Here is a 15,072-nt window from a genome sequence, read left to right on the forward strand (position 1 = left end):
GGCCGCGCACCGCCGTGTTCGACCGACCATGATGCCAGACGCGGGGAGGCGTGCGGTGACCAGCCGGGGACTGCTGCACCACGTGGAGCTGTGGGTGCCCGACCTCGCCCGCGCCGAGCGCTCGTGGGGCTGGCTGCTCACGGCCCTGGGCGCGGCGCCGTACCAGTCGTGGGAGCACGGCCGGTCGTGGCGGCTCGGCGGGGTCTACGTCGTCGTCGAGCAGTCTCCGGCGCTCAGCGCCGGCATCCACGAGCGCACGCGCCCGGGCCTCAACCACCTGGCGTTCCACGCCGGGGACGCCGCCGCCCTCGACGGGCTGGTGGCCGCGGCGCCGGCGCACGGGTGGCGGCTGCTGTTCGCCGACCGCCACCCCTTCGCCGGCGGCCCGGAGCACCGGGCGGCCTACCTCGAGGACGCCGACGGCTACGAGGTCGAGCTGGTCGCCGACCGCACCTGAGCGAGGACCGCGGCCGCGGCGTCGGCCACCGGCACCTCCTCGCGCTCCCCCGTCGCGCGGTCGCGCAGCTCGACGAGGCCCTGGGCCAGCCCGCGGCCGACGGTGACGATCGTGGGCATGCCGAGCAGTTCGGCGTCCTTGAACTTCACCCCTGGGCTCACCTTGGGCCGGTCGTCGTAGAGCACGGTCAGGCCGGCGTCGACGAGCTCCCCGGACAGCTGCTCGGCGGCCTCGAAGACGGCGGCGTCCTTGCCGGTGGCGACGACGTGCACGTCGGCCGGCGCGACCTCGCGCGGCCAGACCAGGCCCAGCTCGTCGTGCGTGGACTCGGCGATCGCGGCCACGGCCCGGGAGACGCCGATGCCGTAGGAGCCCATCGTCACCGTGACGAGCCTGCCGTTCTCGTCGAGCACCTGGAGACCGAGCGCCTCGGCGTACTTGCGGCCCAGCTGGAAGATGTGGCCCATCTCCACGCCGCGGGCCAGCTCCAGCGGGCCGGAGCCGTCGGGGGCGGGGTCGCCGGGCAGCACCTCGGCGGCCTCGATGACGCCGTCCCAGGTGAAGTCGCGGCCGGCGACCAGGTCGAACACGTGCGTGCCGGGCTGGTTCGCCCCGGTGATCCACCGGGTGCCGGACACCACGCGCGGGTCGACCAGGAAGCGGATGCCCGACGCGCCGTCGGTGCCGAGGACCTCCGGGCCGATGTAGCCCTTGACCAGCGCGGGGTGGGCCTCGAAGTCGGTGAACGCCTCGACCTCGGCCGGCGCGACCTGGGCCTCGAGCCGCTTGGTGTCGACCTCGCGGTCACCGGGGACGCCGACCACCAGCGGCTCGCGGGTGCCGTCGGGGTGCACCAGCGTGACGACGACGTTCTTCAGCGTGTGCGCCGCGGTGTAGCCGGCGTCGGGGAACAGCTCCCGCGCGACGGCGACGAGCGTGTCGATGGTGGGGGTGTCGGGGGTGTCCTCGACGTGCGCCGCGGGCAGCCCGTCGAGCGGGATCGACTCGGGGACGACGGTGCTGACCGCCTCGACGTTGGCCGCGTAGCCCCCGGCCGAGCGGACGAAGGTGTCCTCGCCGACCTCGGTCGGGTGCAGGAACTCCTCGCTCCTGGACCCGCCCATGGCGCCCGACATGGCCGAGACGATGACGTAGTCCAGGCCCAGCCGGTCGAAGATGCGGATGTAGGCGTCGCGGTGGGCGGCGTAGCTCTTGTCCAGGCCGGCGTCGTCGACGTCGAAGGAGTAGCTGTCCTTCATCGTGAACTCCCGGCCCCGGAACAGCCCGGCGCGGGGCCGCGCCTCGTCCCGGTACTTGGTCTGGATCTGGTAGAGCGACAGCGGCAGGTCCTTGTACGAGGAGTACAGGTCCTTCACCAGGAGGGTGAACATCTCCTCGTGGGTGGGGCCGAGCAGGTAGTCGGCGCCGCGGCGGTCCTGCAGCCGGAAGAGGTTGGGGCCGTACTCGGTCCAGCGGCCGGTGGCCTCGTAGGGCTCGCGCGGCAGCAGCGCCGGGAAGTGCACCTCCTGCGCGCCCATCGCGTCCATCTCCTCGCGGACGACGCGCTCGACGTTGCGGAACACCCGGTAGCCCAGTGGCAGCCAGGTGAAGCCGCCGGGGGCCGCCCGCCGGATGTAACCGGCCCGCACCAGCAGGCGGTGGCTGGGGACCTCGGCGTCGGCCGGGTCGTCGCGCAGCGTGCGCAGGAACAGCGTGGACATGCGAAGGAGCACGGGAGGAGTCTCCCAGGCCGCGCACGCCGGTTTCGTCGGGCCGCCGTCCTCCCTCACCGCAGCGCGTCCTCCCTCACCGCCCACCGTGAGGGAGGACGCGCCACGATCAGGTCACCTGATCGTGGCGCGGGGCCTCAGACGACGCGGCCGCGCAGGACGGTGAGCGCCGGGCGGGTCAGGGTGGCGAGGTCGGCGCGCGGGTCGGCGTCGTAGACGACGACGTCGGCCGGCGCTCCCTCCTCGATGCCGGGCAGGCCCAGCCACTCGCGCGCCGCCCACGACGCCGCGGCCAGCGCCGCCTCGGCCGGCATGCCGGCCTCGCACAGCGCCCGCACCTCCTCGGCGATGCGCCCGTGGTCGATGCCACCGCCCGCGTCGGTCCCGGCGAACACCGGCACCCCGGCCTCGTACGCCGCGCGGACGACGGCGCCGGAGGTCGCGTACAGCCGTCGCATGGTGCTCGCGTAGGTCGGGAACCGCTTCTCCCCCGCGGCGGCGAAGCCCGGGAAGTTCTCCACGTTGACCAGCGTCGGGACCACCGCGGTGCCCCGCGCGGCCATCTCGCCGAGGAGGTCCTCGGTCAGCCCGGTGCCGTGCTCGATGCAGTCGATGCCGGCGCGGATCAGGTCGGGCAGCGCGTCGGTGCCGAAGGTGTGCGCCGTGACCCGGGCACCCTCCTCGTGCGCCGCCGCCATCGCCGCGGCCAGGACGTCGGCGGGCCACTCGGGCGCGAGGTCGCCCACGCCCCGGTCGATCCAGTCGCCGACGAGCTTGACCCAGCCGTCGCCGCGGCGGGCCTGCACGCGCACCTCCGCGACGAGGTCCTCGGGCTCGAGCTCGACGCCCAGGCCCGGCAGGTAGCGGCGGGTGCGGGCGATGTGCCGGCCGGCCCGCACGATCCGCGGCAGGTCGGGCTCGTCGTCGAGCGCGCGGGTGTCCACCGGCGAGCCGCAGTCGCGCAGGGCCAGCACCCCGGCGGCGCGCTCGGCCAGCGCCTGCTCGCGCAGGCCCGCGAGGTCCTCGACGTGCACCCCGCCGCGGCCGATGCCGACGTGGCAGTGCGCGTCGACCAGACCGGGCAGCAGCCAGCCACCGCGGCTCACCGTCTCCGCGCCGGGCACCGGCTCGGAGGTGATCCGCCCGTCGCGCACCCACAGGTCGCGGTGCTCCCCCTCGGGGAGGACGACGCCGGACAGGTGCAGGTCGGGCAGCCGCGGGTCGCTCACCGGCCCGGCCGCTCGTCCTTGAACTTGTCGAAGTCCAGCTTGGTGAGGTCGGGCAGACCCTGCCCGGCCAGGCCCGGCGGCAGCTGCGGCATGCCGGCACCCGGCACGCCGCCCCCCGGGAAGCCGGCGCCCGGCGGCATCCCCGGCGCACCGACGGGGCGCCGCGCCGGCCCACCCTTCCCCTTGACGCCGCCCTTCTTGCCCTTGCCCTTCTTGGACTGGGCCTGCATCTGGCGGCCGCGGGCCTTCTTGGACATGGGGCCCATGCCGGGCATCCCCATGCTGCCGGCCATCTGGCCCATCATCTTCTGGGCCTGCGCGAAGCGCTCCAGCAGCTGGTTGACCTCGGTGACGGTCACACCCGAGCCGTTGGCGATGCGCACCCGGCGGGACGCGTTGATGATCTTGCTGTTGACCCGCTCCCCGGGCGTCATCGACTGGATGATCGCCGCGGTGCGGTCCAGGTCGCGGTCGTCGACCTGCTTGAGCTGCTCCTTCATCGCCCCGGCGCCGGGCAGCATGCCGAGCAGGTTGGCGATCGGGCCCATCTTGCGGATGGCCGTCATCTGCTCGAGGAAGTCCTCGAGCGTGAAGCCCTCGCGGCTGGCGAGCTTGCCGGCCATCTTCTCGGCCTGGTCGGCGTCGAAGGCCTGCTCGGCCTGCTCGATGAGGGTGAGCACGTCGCCCATCCCGAGGATGCGCGAGGCCATCCGCTCGGGGTGGAAGACGTCGAAGTCGGTGAGCTTCTCGCCGGTGGAGGCGAACATGATCGGCTGCCCGGTCACGTACCGGACCGAGAGCGCGGCACCACCGCGGGCGTCGCCGTCGAGCTTGGTGAGGACGACGCCGGAGAAGCCCACGCCGTCGCGGAAGGCCTCGGCGGTGGTGACGGCGTCCTGGCCGATCATCGCGTCGACGACGAACAGCGTCTCGTCGGGCGAGACGGCGTCGCGGATGCCGGCGGCCTGCGCCATCAGCTCGGCGTCGATGCCCAGCCGGCCGGCGGTGTCGACGACGACGACGTCGTGCTGCGTGCGGCGGGCGTGCTCGATCGAGGCGGCGGCGACGCGGATCGGGTCCCCGACGCCGTTGCCCGGCTCGGGCGCGTAGACGTCGACGCCGGCCTGCTGCGCGACGATCGACAGCTGGTTGACCGCGTTGGGCCGCTGCAGGTCGCAGGCCACCAGCAGCGGGGTGTGCCCCTGGGACTTCAGCCAGCGGCCGAGCTTGCCGGCGAGCGTGGTCTTACCGGAGCCCTGCAGGCCGGCGAGCATGACCACCGTCGGCGACTGTTTGGCGAAGCGGAGCCGGCGCGTCTCGCCGCCGAGGATCTCGATGAGCTCCTCGTTGACGATCTTGATGACCTGCTGCGCGGGGTTGAGCGCCTGGGAGACCTCCGCCCCGCGCGCCCGCTCCTTGACGGCGGTGATGAAGGCCCGCACCGCCGGCAGCGCGACGTCGGCCTCGAGCAGCGCGATGCGGATCTCGCGGGCCGTGGCGTCGATGTCGGCGTCGGTCAGCCGGCCCTTGCCGCGCAGGCCGGTGAAGACCTTGTCGAGGCGGTCGGAGAGTGTCTCGAACACGAGCAGTCCTCAGCAGTCACGGGCGCGTTCACGGGCCCGGACGGGCCGCGCCACCTGACCCCAGGGTATCGACCGCGGCCGGCACGCCCCCGCCGTGCGCGCTGCTAGGCCGCGCGGTGGTCGCGCGCGGCGGCCACCGCACCGACGACGGCCTCCAGGCCGCCGAGGAAGAACGCGCTGCCGCAGTCGGTGCACACCCACTCGGGGCACCCGGCGCCGTCGTCGGTGTGGCCGTCGACGCACGGGGGCTGCTCGAACGCCCGGTCCTCACCGCAGGTCGGGCAGGGCCAGTGCTGCTGGGCACTCACCAGGTCTCCTCCTCGCCGGTCGCGCCGGGACCGTCGGGTCCCGCTCGCCTGCGACCGTCGCACGCACCACCGACAGTCCCGCGGAGCTCAGCCCGGTGTGTCCCCCGCCCCGGCCGCGACCGGGTCCGGCACGGGCGGGTCGAGGACGGGCGGGTCCGGCACGGGCGGGTCGGGCACCGCGCCGCGGGTGGCCGCGACCAGCGCGGCCTCCACCCGCGCCCGCTGCCCGGCGTCGATGGGGCGGCCGGCCGGGTTGCACACGTAGAAGTAGTCGGCGGCATCGGCGCCGAGGGTCTCGATCCGGGCGCTGGTGACGTCGAGCCCCTCGGCGGCCAGCGCGGCGGTGAGCCGGTAGAGCAGCCCCGCCCGGTCGGTCGCGCGCACCTCCACGATGCTGGTCGCCTCCCCGCTGACCTCCGAGTCGTGCCAGGAGACCCGCGGCGTCCCCGCGCGTCCGTCGCCCTGCCGGTAGTCGGCCTCGCGCTGCCGCAGCCGCTCGGCCAACGGGAGCGTGCCCTCCAGCGCGGCGCGGACGGCGTCGGCCAGGATCGTCGGCTGCGGCGCGCGGCCGAACCGCGGGCGGACGGCGAACACCGCCGTCGCCCGGCCGCCCACCACGTTGACCTTCGCCGCCCGCACGTCGAGCTGGTTGAGCGCGAGCACCCCCGCCAGCCCGCTGAACAGCCCGGCCCGGTCGGGCGCGCCGATGGTGACCTGCTGGCCGTCGGCGACGTCCTCCACGCCCACGGTGACCGCCCTCGCCGCCTCGCCCTGCGAGACGGTCGGCTCGGTGGGGTGCAGCACCGGGTCGGGCTCGGGGTCCGCGGCCGTGACCGGCGCGCCCAGCCGGGCCTGCACGCGGGCCACCAGGTGCGCCACCAGGTGCGCCTTCCACGGCGACCAGGCCGAGGCGCTGGTCGCGGCGCCGTCGGCCTGGGCCAGCGCGTGCAGCAGCTGCAGCACCTGCGGGTCCTCGCCGATGGTCGTGGCGACGCGGTCGATGGTCGCGGGGTCGTCGATGTCGCGGCGGGTGGCGGTGTCGGGCAGCAGCAGGTGGTGGCGCACCAGGGTGCCGACCGTGGCGACGTCGGCGTCGGAGAAGCCCATGCGGGCGGCCACCGCGGCGGCCACCGGCTCCCCGGCCACGCTGTGGTCCCCGGGCCAGCCCTTGCCGACGTCGTGCAGCAGCGCCGCGACGAGGAGCAGGTCGGGGCGGTCGACGTCGTGGGTGAGCTCCGCGGCGGCCGCCGCCGCCTCCACCAGGTGCCGGTCGACGGTGAAGCGGTGCCACGGGTGGCGCTGTGGGAGCGAGCGGACGCGGTCCCACTCCGGCAGGAAGCGCGCGAGCAGCCCCTCCTGGTCGAGCTGCTCGAGGACGGGCACCGCCGCGCGGCCGCTGGCCAGCAGTCGCAGGAACCACCAGCGGACCTCCGCGGGCCACGGCTCGGGCACCGGCGGCGAGTGCACGGCGAGCACCCGCAGCGTGTAGGGCGACAGCAGGAGGTCCGCGCGTGCGGCGGCGGCGGCTCCGCGCAGCACCAGGCCCGGGTCGGTGGCCGGGCGGGCGTCGCGGGCGAGCACGACCTCGTCGCCCTGACGCACCACCCCCTCGGCCAGCGGCTCGCGCTGCACCCGCCGGTGGCGGGCGCGCGGACGGCGGACCAGGACCGCCTCGACCCGGCGCCAGGCGTCGTCGGCGACGAAGGCCAGCCGCCGGCCGGCGAGGCTCACCTCGCGCAGCAGCTGGTCTTCGTCGGCCAGGCCGAGGGCGACGGCGACCGGACGCTGCTCCTGGCGGACCAGGACGTCCCCGGCCCGGCCCGCGCGGCGGCGCAGCTCGTCGCGGACGTCGAGCAGGAAGGCGTAGACCTCCCCCAGCTCGGCGGAGGGCTCGTCGACGAGCTGGGCGGCGGCCACCGCGCGCAGCACCTGGCCCTCGCGCAGGCCGCCGTAGGCCTCCTTGAGGTCGGGCTCGAGGAGGAAGGCCAGCTCACCGACCTGCCGGGCGCGGGTGCGGCGCAGGTCGCGCAGCTGGGGCAGCAGCCGGGCCGCCGACTGGCGCCAACTGGCCAGGGTGGCGGTGCGCAGCGCCGTGGCGAGGGCGGCGTCGCCGGCGACCAGCCGGGCGTCGAGCAGCCCGAGACCGGCCTTGACGTCGGTGGAGGCGACCGCGACCGCCTCGGCGACCGTGCGGACCGAGTGGTCCAGCCGCACGCCGGCGTCCCAGATCGGATACCAGACGGCGTCGGCGAGGGCGGCGACCTCGGGCCGGCCGTCGTGCACCAGCACGAGGTCGAGGTCGCCGTGCGGCGGGGGCTCGCGCCGGCCGAGGCTGCCGACGGCGACCAGCGCGACGCCGTCGGTCCCGGTGCGCGGCGGCGGCCCGCCGCGGCGCTGCCGCGGTGGCGGCGTCCCGGCGACGGCGTCGGCCAGCAGGCCGTCCAGCCAGGCGTCGAGGACCCGCACCCGCTCGGCGCGGGGCAGGTCGGGCAGCGACCCCAGGTCCGGCACGGTCCCCCCTCGGTGTGGCGTGTGCGACGGCGTCGGCCGGGGCGGTGGGAGCCCACCACCCCGGCCGTCGAAGGACCCCCTGCCCCCCACGGCTCGCCAGCTCGCCGCGGGCCCCTGCAGGGGGCCGGGGGTCAGAGCGCGTCCTCGCCGCGCTCGCCGGTCCGCACCCGCACGATCTCGTCGATCGTGGTGACCCAGACCTTCCCGTCGCCGATCTGGCCGGTGGAGGCCGACTCGACGACGGCGTCCACGACGCGAGCGGCGTCGATCTCGCCGACGACGACCTCGATGCGGACCTTCGGCACGAAGTCCACCTGGTACTCCGCGCCGCGGTAGACCTCGGTGTGGCCCCGCTGGCGGCCGAAGCCCTGGACCTCGCTGACCGTCAGCCCGGTGATGCCGATCAGCTCGAGGGCGTTCTTGACGTCGTCGAGCTTGAAGGGCTTGACGATCGCGGTGACGAGCTTCACACCCGGCTCCTCTCAGTGGCGGGGGTGGTGCTGCGGGCCTCGGCGCGGGCCTGGCCGGCGGCCGTCAGGGCCGAGCCGCCGCCACCGCCGAGGGAAGCCAGGTCGTACCCGGTCTCGGCGTGCACGACGCCGTCGATCCCGGCGACCTCGTCCTCCTCGGAGATGCGGAAGCGCATGACCTTGGCGATGACGGAGCCGATGACCAGCGTCAGGACGAAGGAGTAGACCAGGACGGTCAGGGCGCCCAGCGCCTGGCGCCACAGCTGGTCGACCCCGCCGCCGTAGAACAGTCCGTCCACGCCGGCGGTGGTGGCGGCGGAGGCGAACAGGCCGACGGCGACGGTGCCCCACAGGCCGCCGACGAGGTGGACGCCGACGACGTCGAGGGAGTCGTCGTAGCCGAGCCGGTACTTCAGGCCGACGGCCAGGGCGCACAGCACACCGGCGACCAGGCCGACGGCGAGCGCGCCGAGCGGCGTCACCGAGGAGCAGGCCGGGGTGATGGCCACCAACCCGGCGACGACGCCGGAGGCCGCACCCAGCGAGGTGGCGTGCCCGTCGCGCAGCTTCTCGGTGAGCAGCCAGCCGAGGGTCGCGGCACCGGTGGCGGCCAGCGTGGTGACGAAGACCTCAGCGGCCTGGCCGTTGGCGGCCAGCGCGGACCCGGAGTTGAAGCCGATCCAGCCGAACCACAGGATGCCCGCGCCGATCATCACCAGCGGCAGGTTGTGCGGCCGCATGGGGTCGCGGCCGAAGCCGCGCCGCCTGCCGAGCACCAGCGCGAGCGCCAGGCCCGCGGCACCGGCGTTGACGTGCACCGCGGTGCCGCCCGCGAAGTCGATGGCCAGCAGGTCGTTGGCGATCCAGCCGCCGGTCTCGGACTCCGCGCCGTCGAACGCGAACACCCAGTGGGCGACCGGGAAGTAGACGAGGGTGGCCCAGACGCCGGCGAAGACCATCCACGGGCCGAAGCGGGCGCGGTCGGCGATGGCGCCGGAGATCAGGGCGACGGTGAGGATCGCGAAGACGCCCTGGAAGGCGACGAAGGCCAGCGAGGGGATGGTGAAGACCAGGTTGTCGGGGGCGAAGGCCCCGTCCAGGCCGGCGGTGCCGATGAGCGAGGACAGGCCGAAGAACTCGAACGGGTTGCCCAGCAGCCCGCCGCCGACGTCGTCGCCGAAGGCCGTCGAGTAGCCGTAGAGCACCCAGAGCACGCTGATCAGCGCGAGCGCCCCGAAGCTCATCATCATCATGTTGAGGACGCTCTTCGCGCGGACCATGCCGCCGTAGAAGAGCGCCAGACCAGGGGTCATGAACAGGACCAGCGCGGCGCTGACCAGGACCCAGGCGGTGTCGCCGGTGTCCACGGCAACCTCCTGACCGTGTGGTGTGGCGGGGCCACAGGACGGCCCCGGTCGCGAGGACGCGCCCGGGGTGTGTGTCGGGTGCGCCCACCTCCGGACGTCGGCCGGCCGGAGGTGGGCTGTGCGGCGTCCACCGTGCCGGGCCCGTGTTTCCGCGGCCGGCGTCCGCCCGTTTCCGGACGGTGAACTCCCCGTCGCGTGTCGCGCGGCGTGTGTCGGCCGTGTTGCGCGGGCCCTCCCCGGCAGCCACCGCCCCACCGGACGGGGAGCGGACCTGTCCGGTGCGACAGGTGTGCAGTTGCAAGTCGTGTGCAATAAGGTCGCCGCGTCCGTCCCGACGTCCCTGGAGGCAGCGTGAGCGTCCCCGCGGTGTCCGCCCGGCTCGGTCTCCCGGCGCGCCGGGCCGGCGCGGGCGGCTCGTTCAGCCCCCGGGAGTGGCGCTCGATCGGCGGCATGGCCGCGTTCGTCCTGCTGCTGCACGTCGTCGGGTGGGGCGTGCTGGTGTTCGCCGTGGCGCCCGCCGAGTACCCGCTGGGCAGCACCGGCGTGCTGGGGGTCGGCGTCGGTCTGACCGCCTACATGCTCGGCGTCCGGCACGCCTTCGACGCCGACCACATCGCCTCGATCGACAACACCACCCGCAAGCTGGTCGCCGAGGGCACGCCGTCGGTGAGCACCGGCTTCTGGTTCTCCCTGGGCCACTCCTCGGTCGTGTTCGCGGCGAGCCTGCTGCTGGTGGCCGGGGTGCGCTCGGTCGCCGGCGTCGTGCAGTCCGACGACAACTCCGTCGGCCAGGCCCTGGGCCTCGTCGGCACCCTGGTGGCGGGCACCTTCCTGCTGCTGATCGGGCTGATGAACCTCGGCTCGGCGGTGGGCATCGCCCGCGTGTTCCGGCGGATGCGCTCGGGTGAGTACGACGAGGCCGAGCTCGAGCACCACCTGCACAACCGCGGGTTCCTCGCCCGGCTGCTCGGCCGGGTGACCCGCCGGGTGAGCCGGCCCTGGCACCTCTACCCCGTCGGCCTGCTCATGGGCCTGGGCTTCGACACCGCCACCCAGGTGGCGCTGCTCGTGCTCGCGGCCGGCTCGGCGGCGTTCGTGCTGCCCTGGTACGCGATCCTCGTCCTGCCGGTGCTCTTCGCCGCCGGGATGAGCCTGTTCGACGCCGCCGACGGCGTCCTCATGACCCGCGCCTACGGCTGGGCGTTCCTCAAGCCGGTGCGCAAGGTCTTCTACAACCTGACGATCACGGTGCTGTCGGTGACCGTCGCGCTGGTCATCGGCACGCTGGTGCTCGTCGGGCTGCTCGTGGAGCGGCTGCAGCTGCAGGCGGCGCCGCTGGTGTGGCTGGCCTCGCTGGACCTCGAGTACGTCGGCTTCGCGATCGTCGGGCTGTTCGTGCTCACCTGGGCGGTGGCCGTCGCGGTGTGGCGGTTCGGCCGCATCGAGCAGCGCTGGTCCGCCGGCGCCTCCTGACGCGGCCTCCCTGCAGGGGCCCGCCGCGAGCGTGCGAGTGGCGGGGGGCAGGGAGGTCCTTCTTCAGTCGGCCCCGCCGACCAGTCCCTCGGCGAAGACCTCGGGCTCGAACGGCGCCAGGTCGTCGGCCCCCTCACCGAGGCCGATCAGCTTGACCGGGATGCCGAGCTCGCGCTGCACGGAGACGACGATGCCGCCCTTGGCGGTGCCGTCGAGCTTGGTGAGCACGACGCCGGTGACGTCGACGGCCTGGGTGAACACCCGCGCCTGCACGATGCCGTTCTGGCCGGTGGTCGCGTCGAGCACCAGCAGCACCTCGGTGACCGGGCTGACCTTCTCCACGACGCGCTTGATCTTCCCGAGCTCGTCCATCAGGCCCGACTTGGTGTGCAGCCGCCCGGCGGTGTCGACGACGACGGTGTCGACCTCGGCCTCCACGCCGGTGCGGGCCGCCTCGAAGGCCACCGACGCCGGGTCGGCGCCCTCGCGGCCGCGCACGGTGAGCACGCCGACCCGCTCACCCCACGTCTCGAGCTGGTCGGCGGCCGCGGCGCGGAAGGTGTCGGCGGCACCGAGCACCACGCTCCTGCCGTCGCCGACGAGCACGCGGGCGATCTTGCCGACCGTCGTGGTCTTGCCGGCGCCGTTGACGCCCACGACCAACACGACGCCGGGCCGGCCCTCGCGGCGGTCGGTGTGCAGGGTGCGGTCCAGGTCGGGGCCCAGGACGGCGGTCAGCTCGCGCACCAGCAGCGCGCGCAGGTCCGCCGGCGAGGCGGTGGCCAGCACCATCGACTGGGTGCGCAGGCGGTCGACGATCTGCTGGGTGGCCGCGACGCCGACGTCGGCGGCCAGCAGGGTCTCCTCGACCTCCTCCCAGTCGTCCTCCGTGAGCCGCTCGCGCGCCAGGACGGTGAGCAGGCCGCGGCCCAGCGAGGACTGCGAGCGGGCCAGCCGCGAGCGCAGCCGGACCAGCCGGCCGGTCGAGGGCGGCGGCGTCTCGAAGACGAGGTCCGGCTCCGGCTCGGCCGGCGGGAGCACGACCTCCGGCGGCGCCTCCGGCGAGACCGCGTCGGGCTCGGCGGGCGCCAGGCCCTGCCCCGAGGCGGTGGCACCGGCCGGCCGGCCGGTCGGAGGAGCCGTCGGCGGGGCGGCCGGTGGGCGCGGCCGGGTCAGCGTCGTGCCCGCGGCGGCGTCGTCGTCGAGCCGGGTGGTGCGCCGGCCGCGGCCGACGAGGAGGCTCACCCCCGCGACCAGGGCCACCAGGACGATCGCGATCGCGATCAGCACGAACTCCATGCCGGCCAGTCTCCCAGTCCCCGCTGCGCCGGGTCTGGGCGGAACCCGGGTCGGTGGGACAGGCTGGGCACCATGCCACCGCCCGCCGGGGACGCCCCCACGCTCCTGATCGGTCCGCTCCTGCGCCACGTCGACCCGGTGTCGGCGACCGTCTGGGTGGAGACCGACCGCCCCTGCGAGGTCGAGGTGCTCGGCCGGACCGCACGGACCTTCCGCGTCGGCGGCCACCACTACGCCCTCGTCCTGGTCGAGGACCTCGAACCGGGCAGCGTCACGCCCTACGAGGTCCGCCTCGACGGCGCCCGGGTGTGGCCGGAGGAGTCCTCCACCTTCCCGCCGAGCCGGATCCGCACGCCCGGCCGACCCGGCCCCTTCCGGCTGGCCTTCGGCTCCTGCCGCTACGCCGCCCCCACCACCGTCGACGTCACCGAGGGCATCCCGCCCGACGCCCTCGACGGCTACGCCGAGCGCGTGGCCGCCCTGCCCGAGGACGAGTGGCCCGACGCGCTCGTGCTGCTCGGCGACCAGGTCTACGCCGACGAGCTGACCGCGGTGACCCGCTCCTGGCTGCGCCGGCGCCGGGACGAGCCGGTGCCCGAGGACGGCCAGGTGCGCGGGTTCGAGGAGTACACCCGCCTCTACACGGAGTCCTGGACCGACCCGCAGGTGCGGTGGCTGCTGTCGACGATCCCGTCGTCGATGGTGTTCGACGACCACGAGATGATCGACGACTGGAACACCTCCGCGGCCTGGCGCCGGAAGATCACGGCCACCGACTGGTGGGACGAGCGGATCGCCGGCGGGCTGGTCAGCTACTGGGTCTACCAGCACCTGGGCAACCTGAGCCCCCAGGAGCTGGCCGCGAACACGACCTGGCAGGCGGTGCGGGCGCTGCCCGGGGGCGCCGACGCCGAGCCGGTGCTGCGCCGGATGGCCGTCACCGCGGACCGGGAGCCGCGCTCGGTGCGCTGGAGCTACGTCCGCCACTGGGGGCAGGCGCGGCTGCTCGTGGTCGACAGCCGGGCCGGCCGGGTGCTCGAGGAGCAGGCCCGCCGGATGGTCGACGACGAGGAGTTCGCCTGGGTCGAGGCGGCGATGCGCCAGGCCGTCGAGGACGGCGTCGAGCACCTGCTGGTGGGGACGTCGCTGCCCTGGCTGCTCCCCCACGCCATCGACTCGATCGAGCGGTGGGACGAGGCGCTGGCCGTCCGGCACGAGGGCCGCCCGCTGGGCCGGCTGGCCGAGGCGCTGCGCCAGGCCGCCGACCTCGAGCACTGGGCCGCGTTCGGGCACTCCTTCGACCGGCTGGCCGCCGCGCTGGTGGCCGTGGCCCGCGGCGAGCACGGCCGGGCGCCGGCGACGGCGGTGGTCCTCTCCGGCGACGTCCACCACGCCTACGCCGCCGAGGTGGTCTCCCCCGGCGACCTGGCCACCCGGGTCCACCAGCTCACCGTCTCCCCGCTGCACAACCAGGCGCCGCACCCCATCCGGGTCGGCTTCCGGATCGGCTGGAGCCGCTGGGCCCGCCGCTTCACCGGGACGATCGCGCGCCTGGCCCGGGTCCGGCCGCCCTCGGTCGACTGGGCCAAGGCGGCCGGGCCCTACTTCGGCAACCAGGTGGGCGAGCTGGTGCTGGAGGGCCGGTCGGCGCGGTTCGTGCTGCACGTGAGCGACCGCCGGCCCGACGGCGACGACGGCCTGCGGGAGGTGCTCGACCTGCCGCTCGCCGATCCGCGGACCGCCCCGGTGCCCGCTGCGACGGCCCCGGCCGGGTGACAGGCTCGCGGGCGTGACCGACGCCCTCGCACCGCGGCCCGCGCCCGGCCCCGACCAGCCGCCCATCCCGGTCCGGCTGGTCACCTTCAACACCCACCACGCGGTGGGCGGCGACCGGCGGCACGACCTCCCCCGGCTGGCGAAGGTGCTCGCGGCCGCCGACGCCGACGTCATCTGCCTGCAGGAGGTCGACAGCCACTTCGGCGACCGCAGCGAGGACGTCGACCAGGCGGTGCTGCTGTCGCGGGCGCTGGACATGCAGCTGGCCTGGGGCCCGGCCATCGACGAGCCGCGGCCCGGGGACGCGCCCCGCCGTCAGTACGGCAACGCGCTGCTGTCCCGGCTGCCGATCCTGGTCAGCGACGTCCACCCGCTGCCCGGCGGCGGCGAGCCGCGCAGCGCGCTGCGCACCCTCGTCGAACTCGACGGCGGCGCGCTGTGGGTGACCACCGCCCACCTGTCCACGCGGTCGGAGGCCGAGCGGGCCGCGCAGGCCGCCCTGCTGCGGGACCTGCACACCGAGCCGATGGCGACCGGCGTGGTCGCCGGGGACCTCAACGCCGGCCCCGACGCCCCCGAGCTGGCGCCGCTGCGCGAGGGGTTCACCGACGCGTGGGAGCTGGCCGGCGAGCGCGACGACCAGGCCCGCTGGCGGTTCTGGCAGCGCGAGGCGGGCCTGACCCACCCGGCGCGGTCACCGCACGTGCGCATCGACCAGGTGTGGGTGACCTCCGGCATCGCGGTGGCCGGCGCCCGGGTGCTCGACGGCGCGGGCGCGTCGGACCACCTGCCGCTGGTGGTCGACCTGCTCGTCCCCTCCGGCGTGTAGCGGAAGGACCCTCCTGCCCCGCCGCTCGCCAGCTCGCCGC

The 15,072-nt window shown here is 75.2% G+C and carries 12 protein-coding genes; 4 read left to right on the forward strand and 8 right to left on the reverse strand.

Going from position 1 to position 15,072, the window contains the following annotated elements; translation table 11 throughout:
* Positions 1-55 precede the first annotated feature (55 nt).
* On the forward strand, positions 56-457 hold the full coding sequence (locus ACWIZO_RS00320; protein ID WP_448640591.1) for a VOC family protein: 402 nt from the start codon (positions 56-58) through the stop codon (positions 455-457).
* Here the strand turns inward: ACWIZO_RS00320 and ACWIZO_RS00325 are convergent.
* From ACWIZO_RS00325 to ACWIZO_RS00355, 7 genes are all read right to left on the reverse strand, one after another.
* On the reverse strand, positions 424-2,178 hold the full coding sequence (locus ACWIZO_RS00325) for a proline--tRNA ligase (RefSeq protein WP_448640592.1): 1,755 nt from the start codon (positions 2,176-2,178) through the stop codon (positions 424-426). The genes ACWIZO_RS00320 and ACWIZO_RS00325 overlap by 34 nt on opposite strands.
* A gap of 146 nt (positions 2,179-2,324) precedes the next feature.
* Complete coding sequence (locus tag ACWIZO_RS00330) at positions 2,325-3,416, reverse strand: amidohydrolase family protein (RefSeq protein ID WP_448640593.1); 1,092 nt, start codon at positions 3,414-3,416, stop codon at positions 2,325-2,327.
* The gene (gene ffh, locus ACWIZO_RS00335; protein ID WP_448640594.1) at positions 3,413-4,999 is read right to left on the reverse strand and encodes a signal recognition particle protein; all 1,587 of its coding nucleotides are present in this window, start codon (positions 4,997-4,999) and stop codon (positions 3,413-3,415) included. Before ffh ends, ACWIZO_RS00330 begins: the two co-directional genes overlap by 4 nt.
* 104 nt (positions 5,000-5,103) lie before the next feature.
* Positions 5,104-5,307 carry a hypothetical protein gene (locus ACWIZO_RS00340; protein ID WP_448640595.1) on the reverse strand — a complete coding sequence of 68 codons (204 nt, stop codon included), beginning with the start codon at positions 5,305-5,307 and terminating at the stop codon, positions 5,104-5,106.
* 87 nt (positions 5,308-5,394) lie between these two features.
* Entirely contained in the window at positions 5,395-7,818 is a 2,424-nt protein-coding gene (locus ACWIZO_RS00345; RefSeq protein WP_448640596.1) for a [protein-PII] uridylyltransferase, read from the reverse strand.
* 131 nt (positions 7,819-7,949) lie between these two features.
* On the reverse strand, positions 7,950-8,288 hold the full coding sequence (locus tag ACWIZO_RS00350) for a P-II family nitrogen regulator (RefSeq protein WP_091108093.1): 339 nt from the start codon (positions 8,286-8,288) through the stop codon (positions 7,950-7,952).
* Entirely contained in the window at positions 8,285-9,655 is a 1,371-nt protein-coding gene (locus ACWIZO_RS00355) for an ammonium transporter (protein ID WP_448640597.1), read from the reverse strand. Before ACWIZO_RS00355 ends, ACWIZO_RS00350 begins: the two co-directional genes overlap by 4 nt.
* 351 nt (positions 9,656-10,006) lie before the next feature.
* On the opposite strand from ACWIZO_RS00355, the gene ACWIZO_RS00360 reads away from it, so the two are divergent.
* Positions 10,007-11,128 carry a HoxN/HupN/NixA family nickel/cobalt transporter gene (locus ACWIZO_RS00360; RefSeq protein ID WP_448640598.1) on the forward strand — a complete coding sequence of 374 codons (1,122 nt, stop codon included), beginning with the start codon at positions 10,007-10,009 and terminating at the stop codon, positions 11,126-11,128.
* A gap of 63 nt (positions 11,129-11,191) precedes the next feature.
* On the opposite strand, the gene ftsY is transcribed toward ACWIZO_RS00360, so the two are convergent.
* On the reverse strand, positions 11,192-12,427 hold the full coding sequence (ftsY, locus tag ACWIZO_RS00365; RefSeq protein WP_448640599.1) for a signal recognition particle-docking protein FtsY: 1,236 nt from the start codon (positions 12,425-12,427) through the stop codon (positions 11,192-11,194).
* A gap of 72 nt (positions 12,428-12,499) precedes the next feature.
* Here ftsY and ACWIZO_RS00370 point away from each other — a divergent pair, with 72 nt between their 5' ends.
* A complete protein-coding gene (locus ACWIZO_RS00370) occupies positions 12,500-14,203 on the forward strand; it encodes an alkaline phosphatase D family protein (protein WP_448640600.1) in 1,704 nt (567 codons plus the stop codon).
* Positions 14,204-14,216: 13 nt separating this feature from the next.
* On the forward strand, positions 14,217-15,032 hold the full coding sequence (locus tag ACWIZO_RS00375; RefSeq protein ID WP_448640601.1) for an endonuclease/exonuclease/phosphatase family protein: 816 nt from the start codon (positions 14,217-14,219) through the stop codon (positions 15,030-15,032).
* Positions 15,033-15,072 lie beyond the last annotated feature (40 nt).

The organism is Geodermatophilus sp. URMC 63, assembly GCF_053502565.1.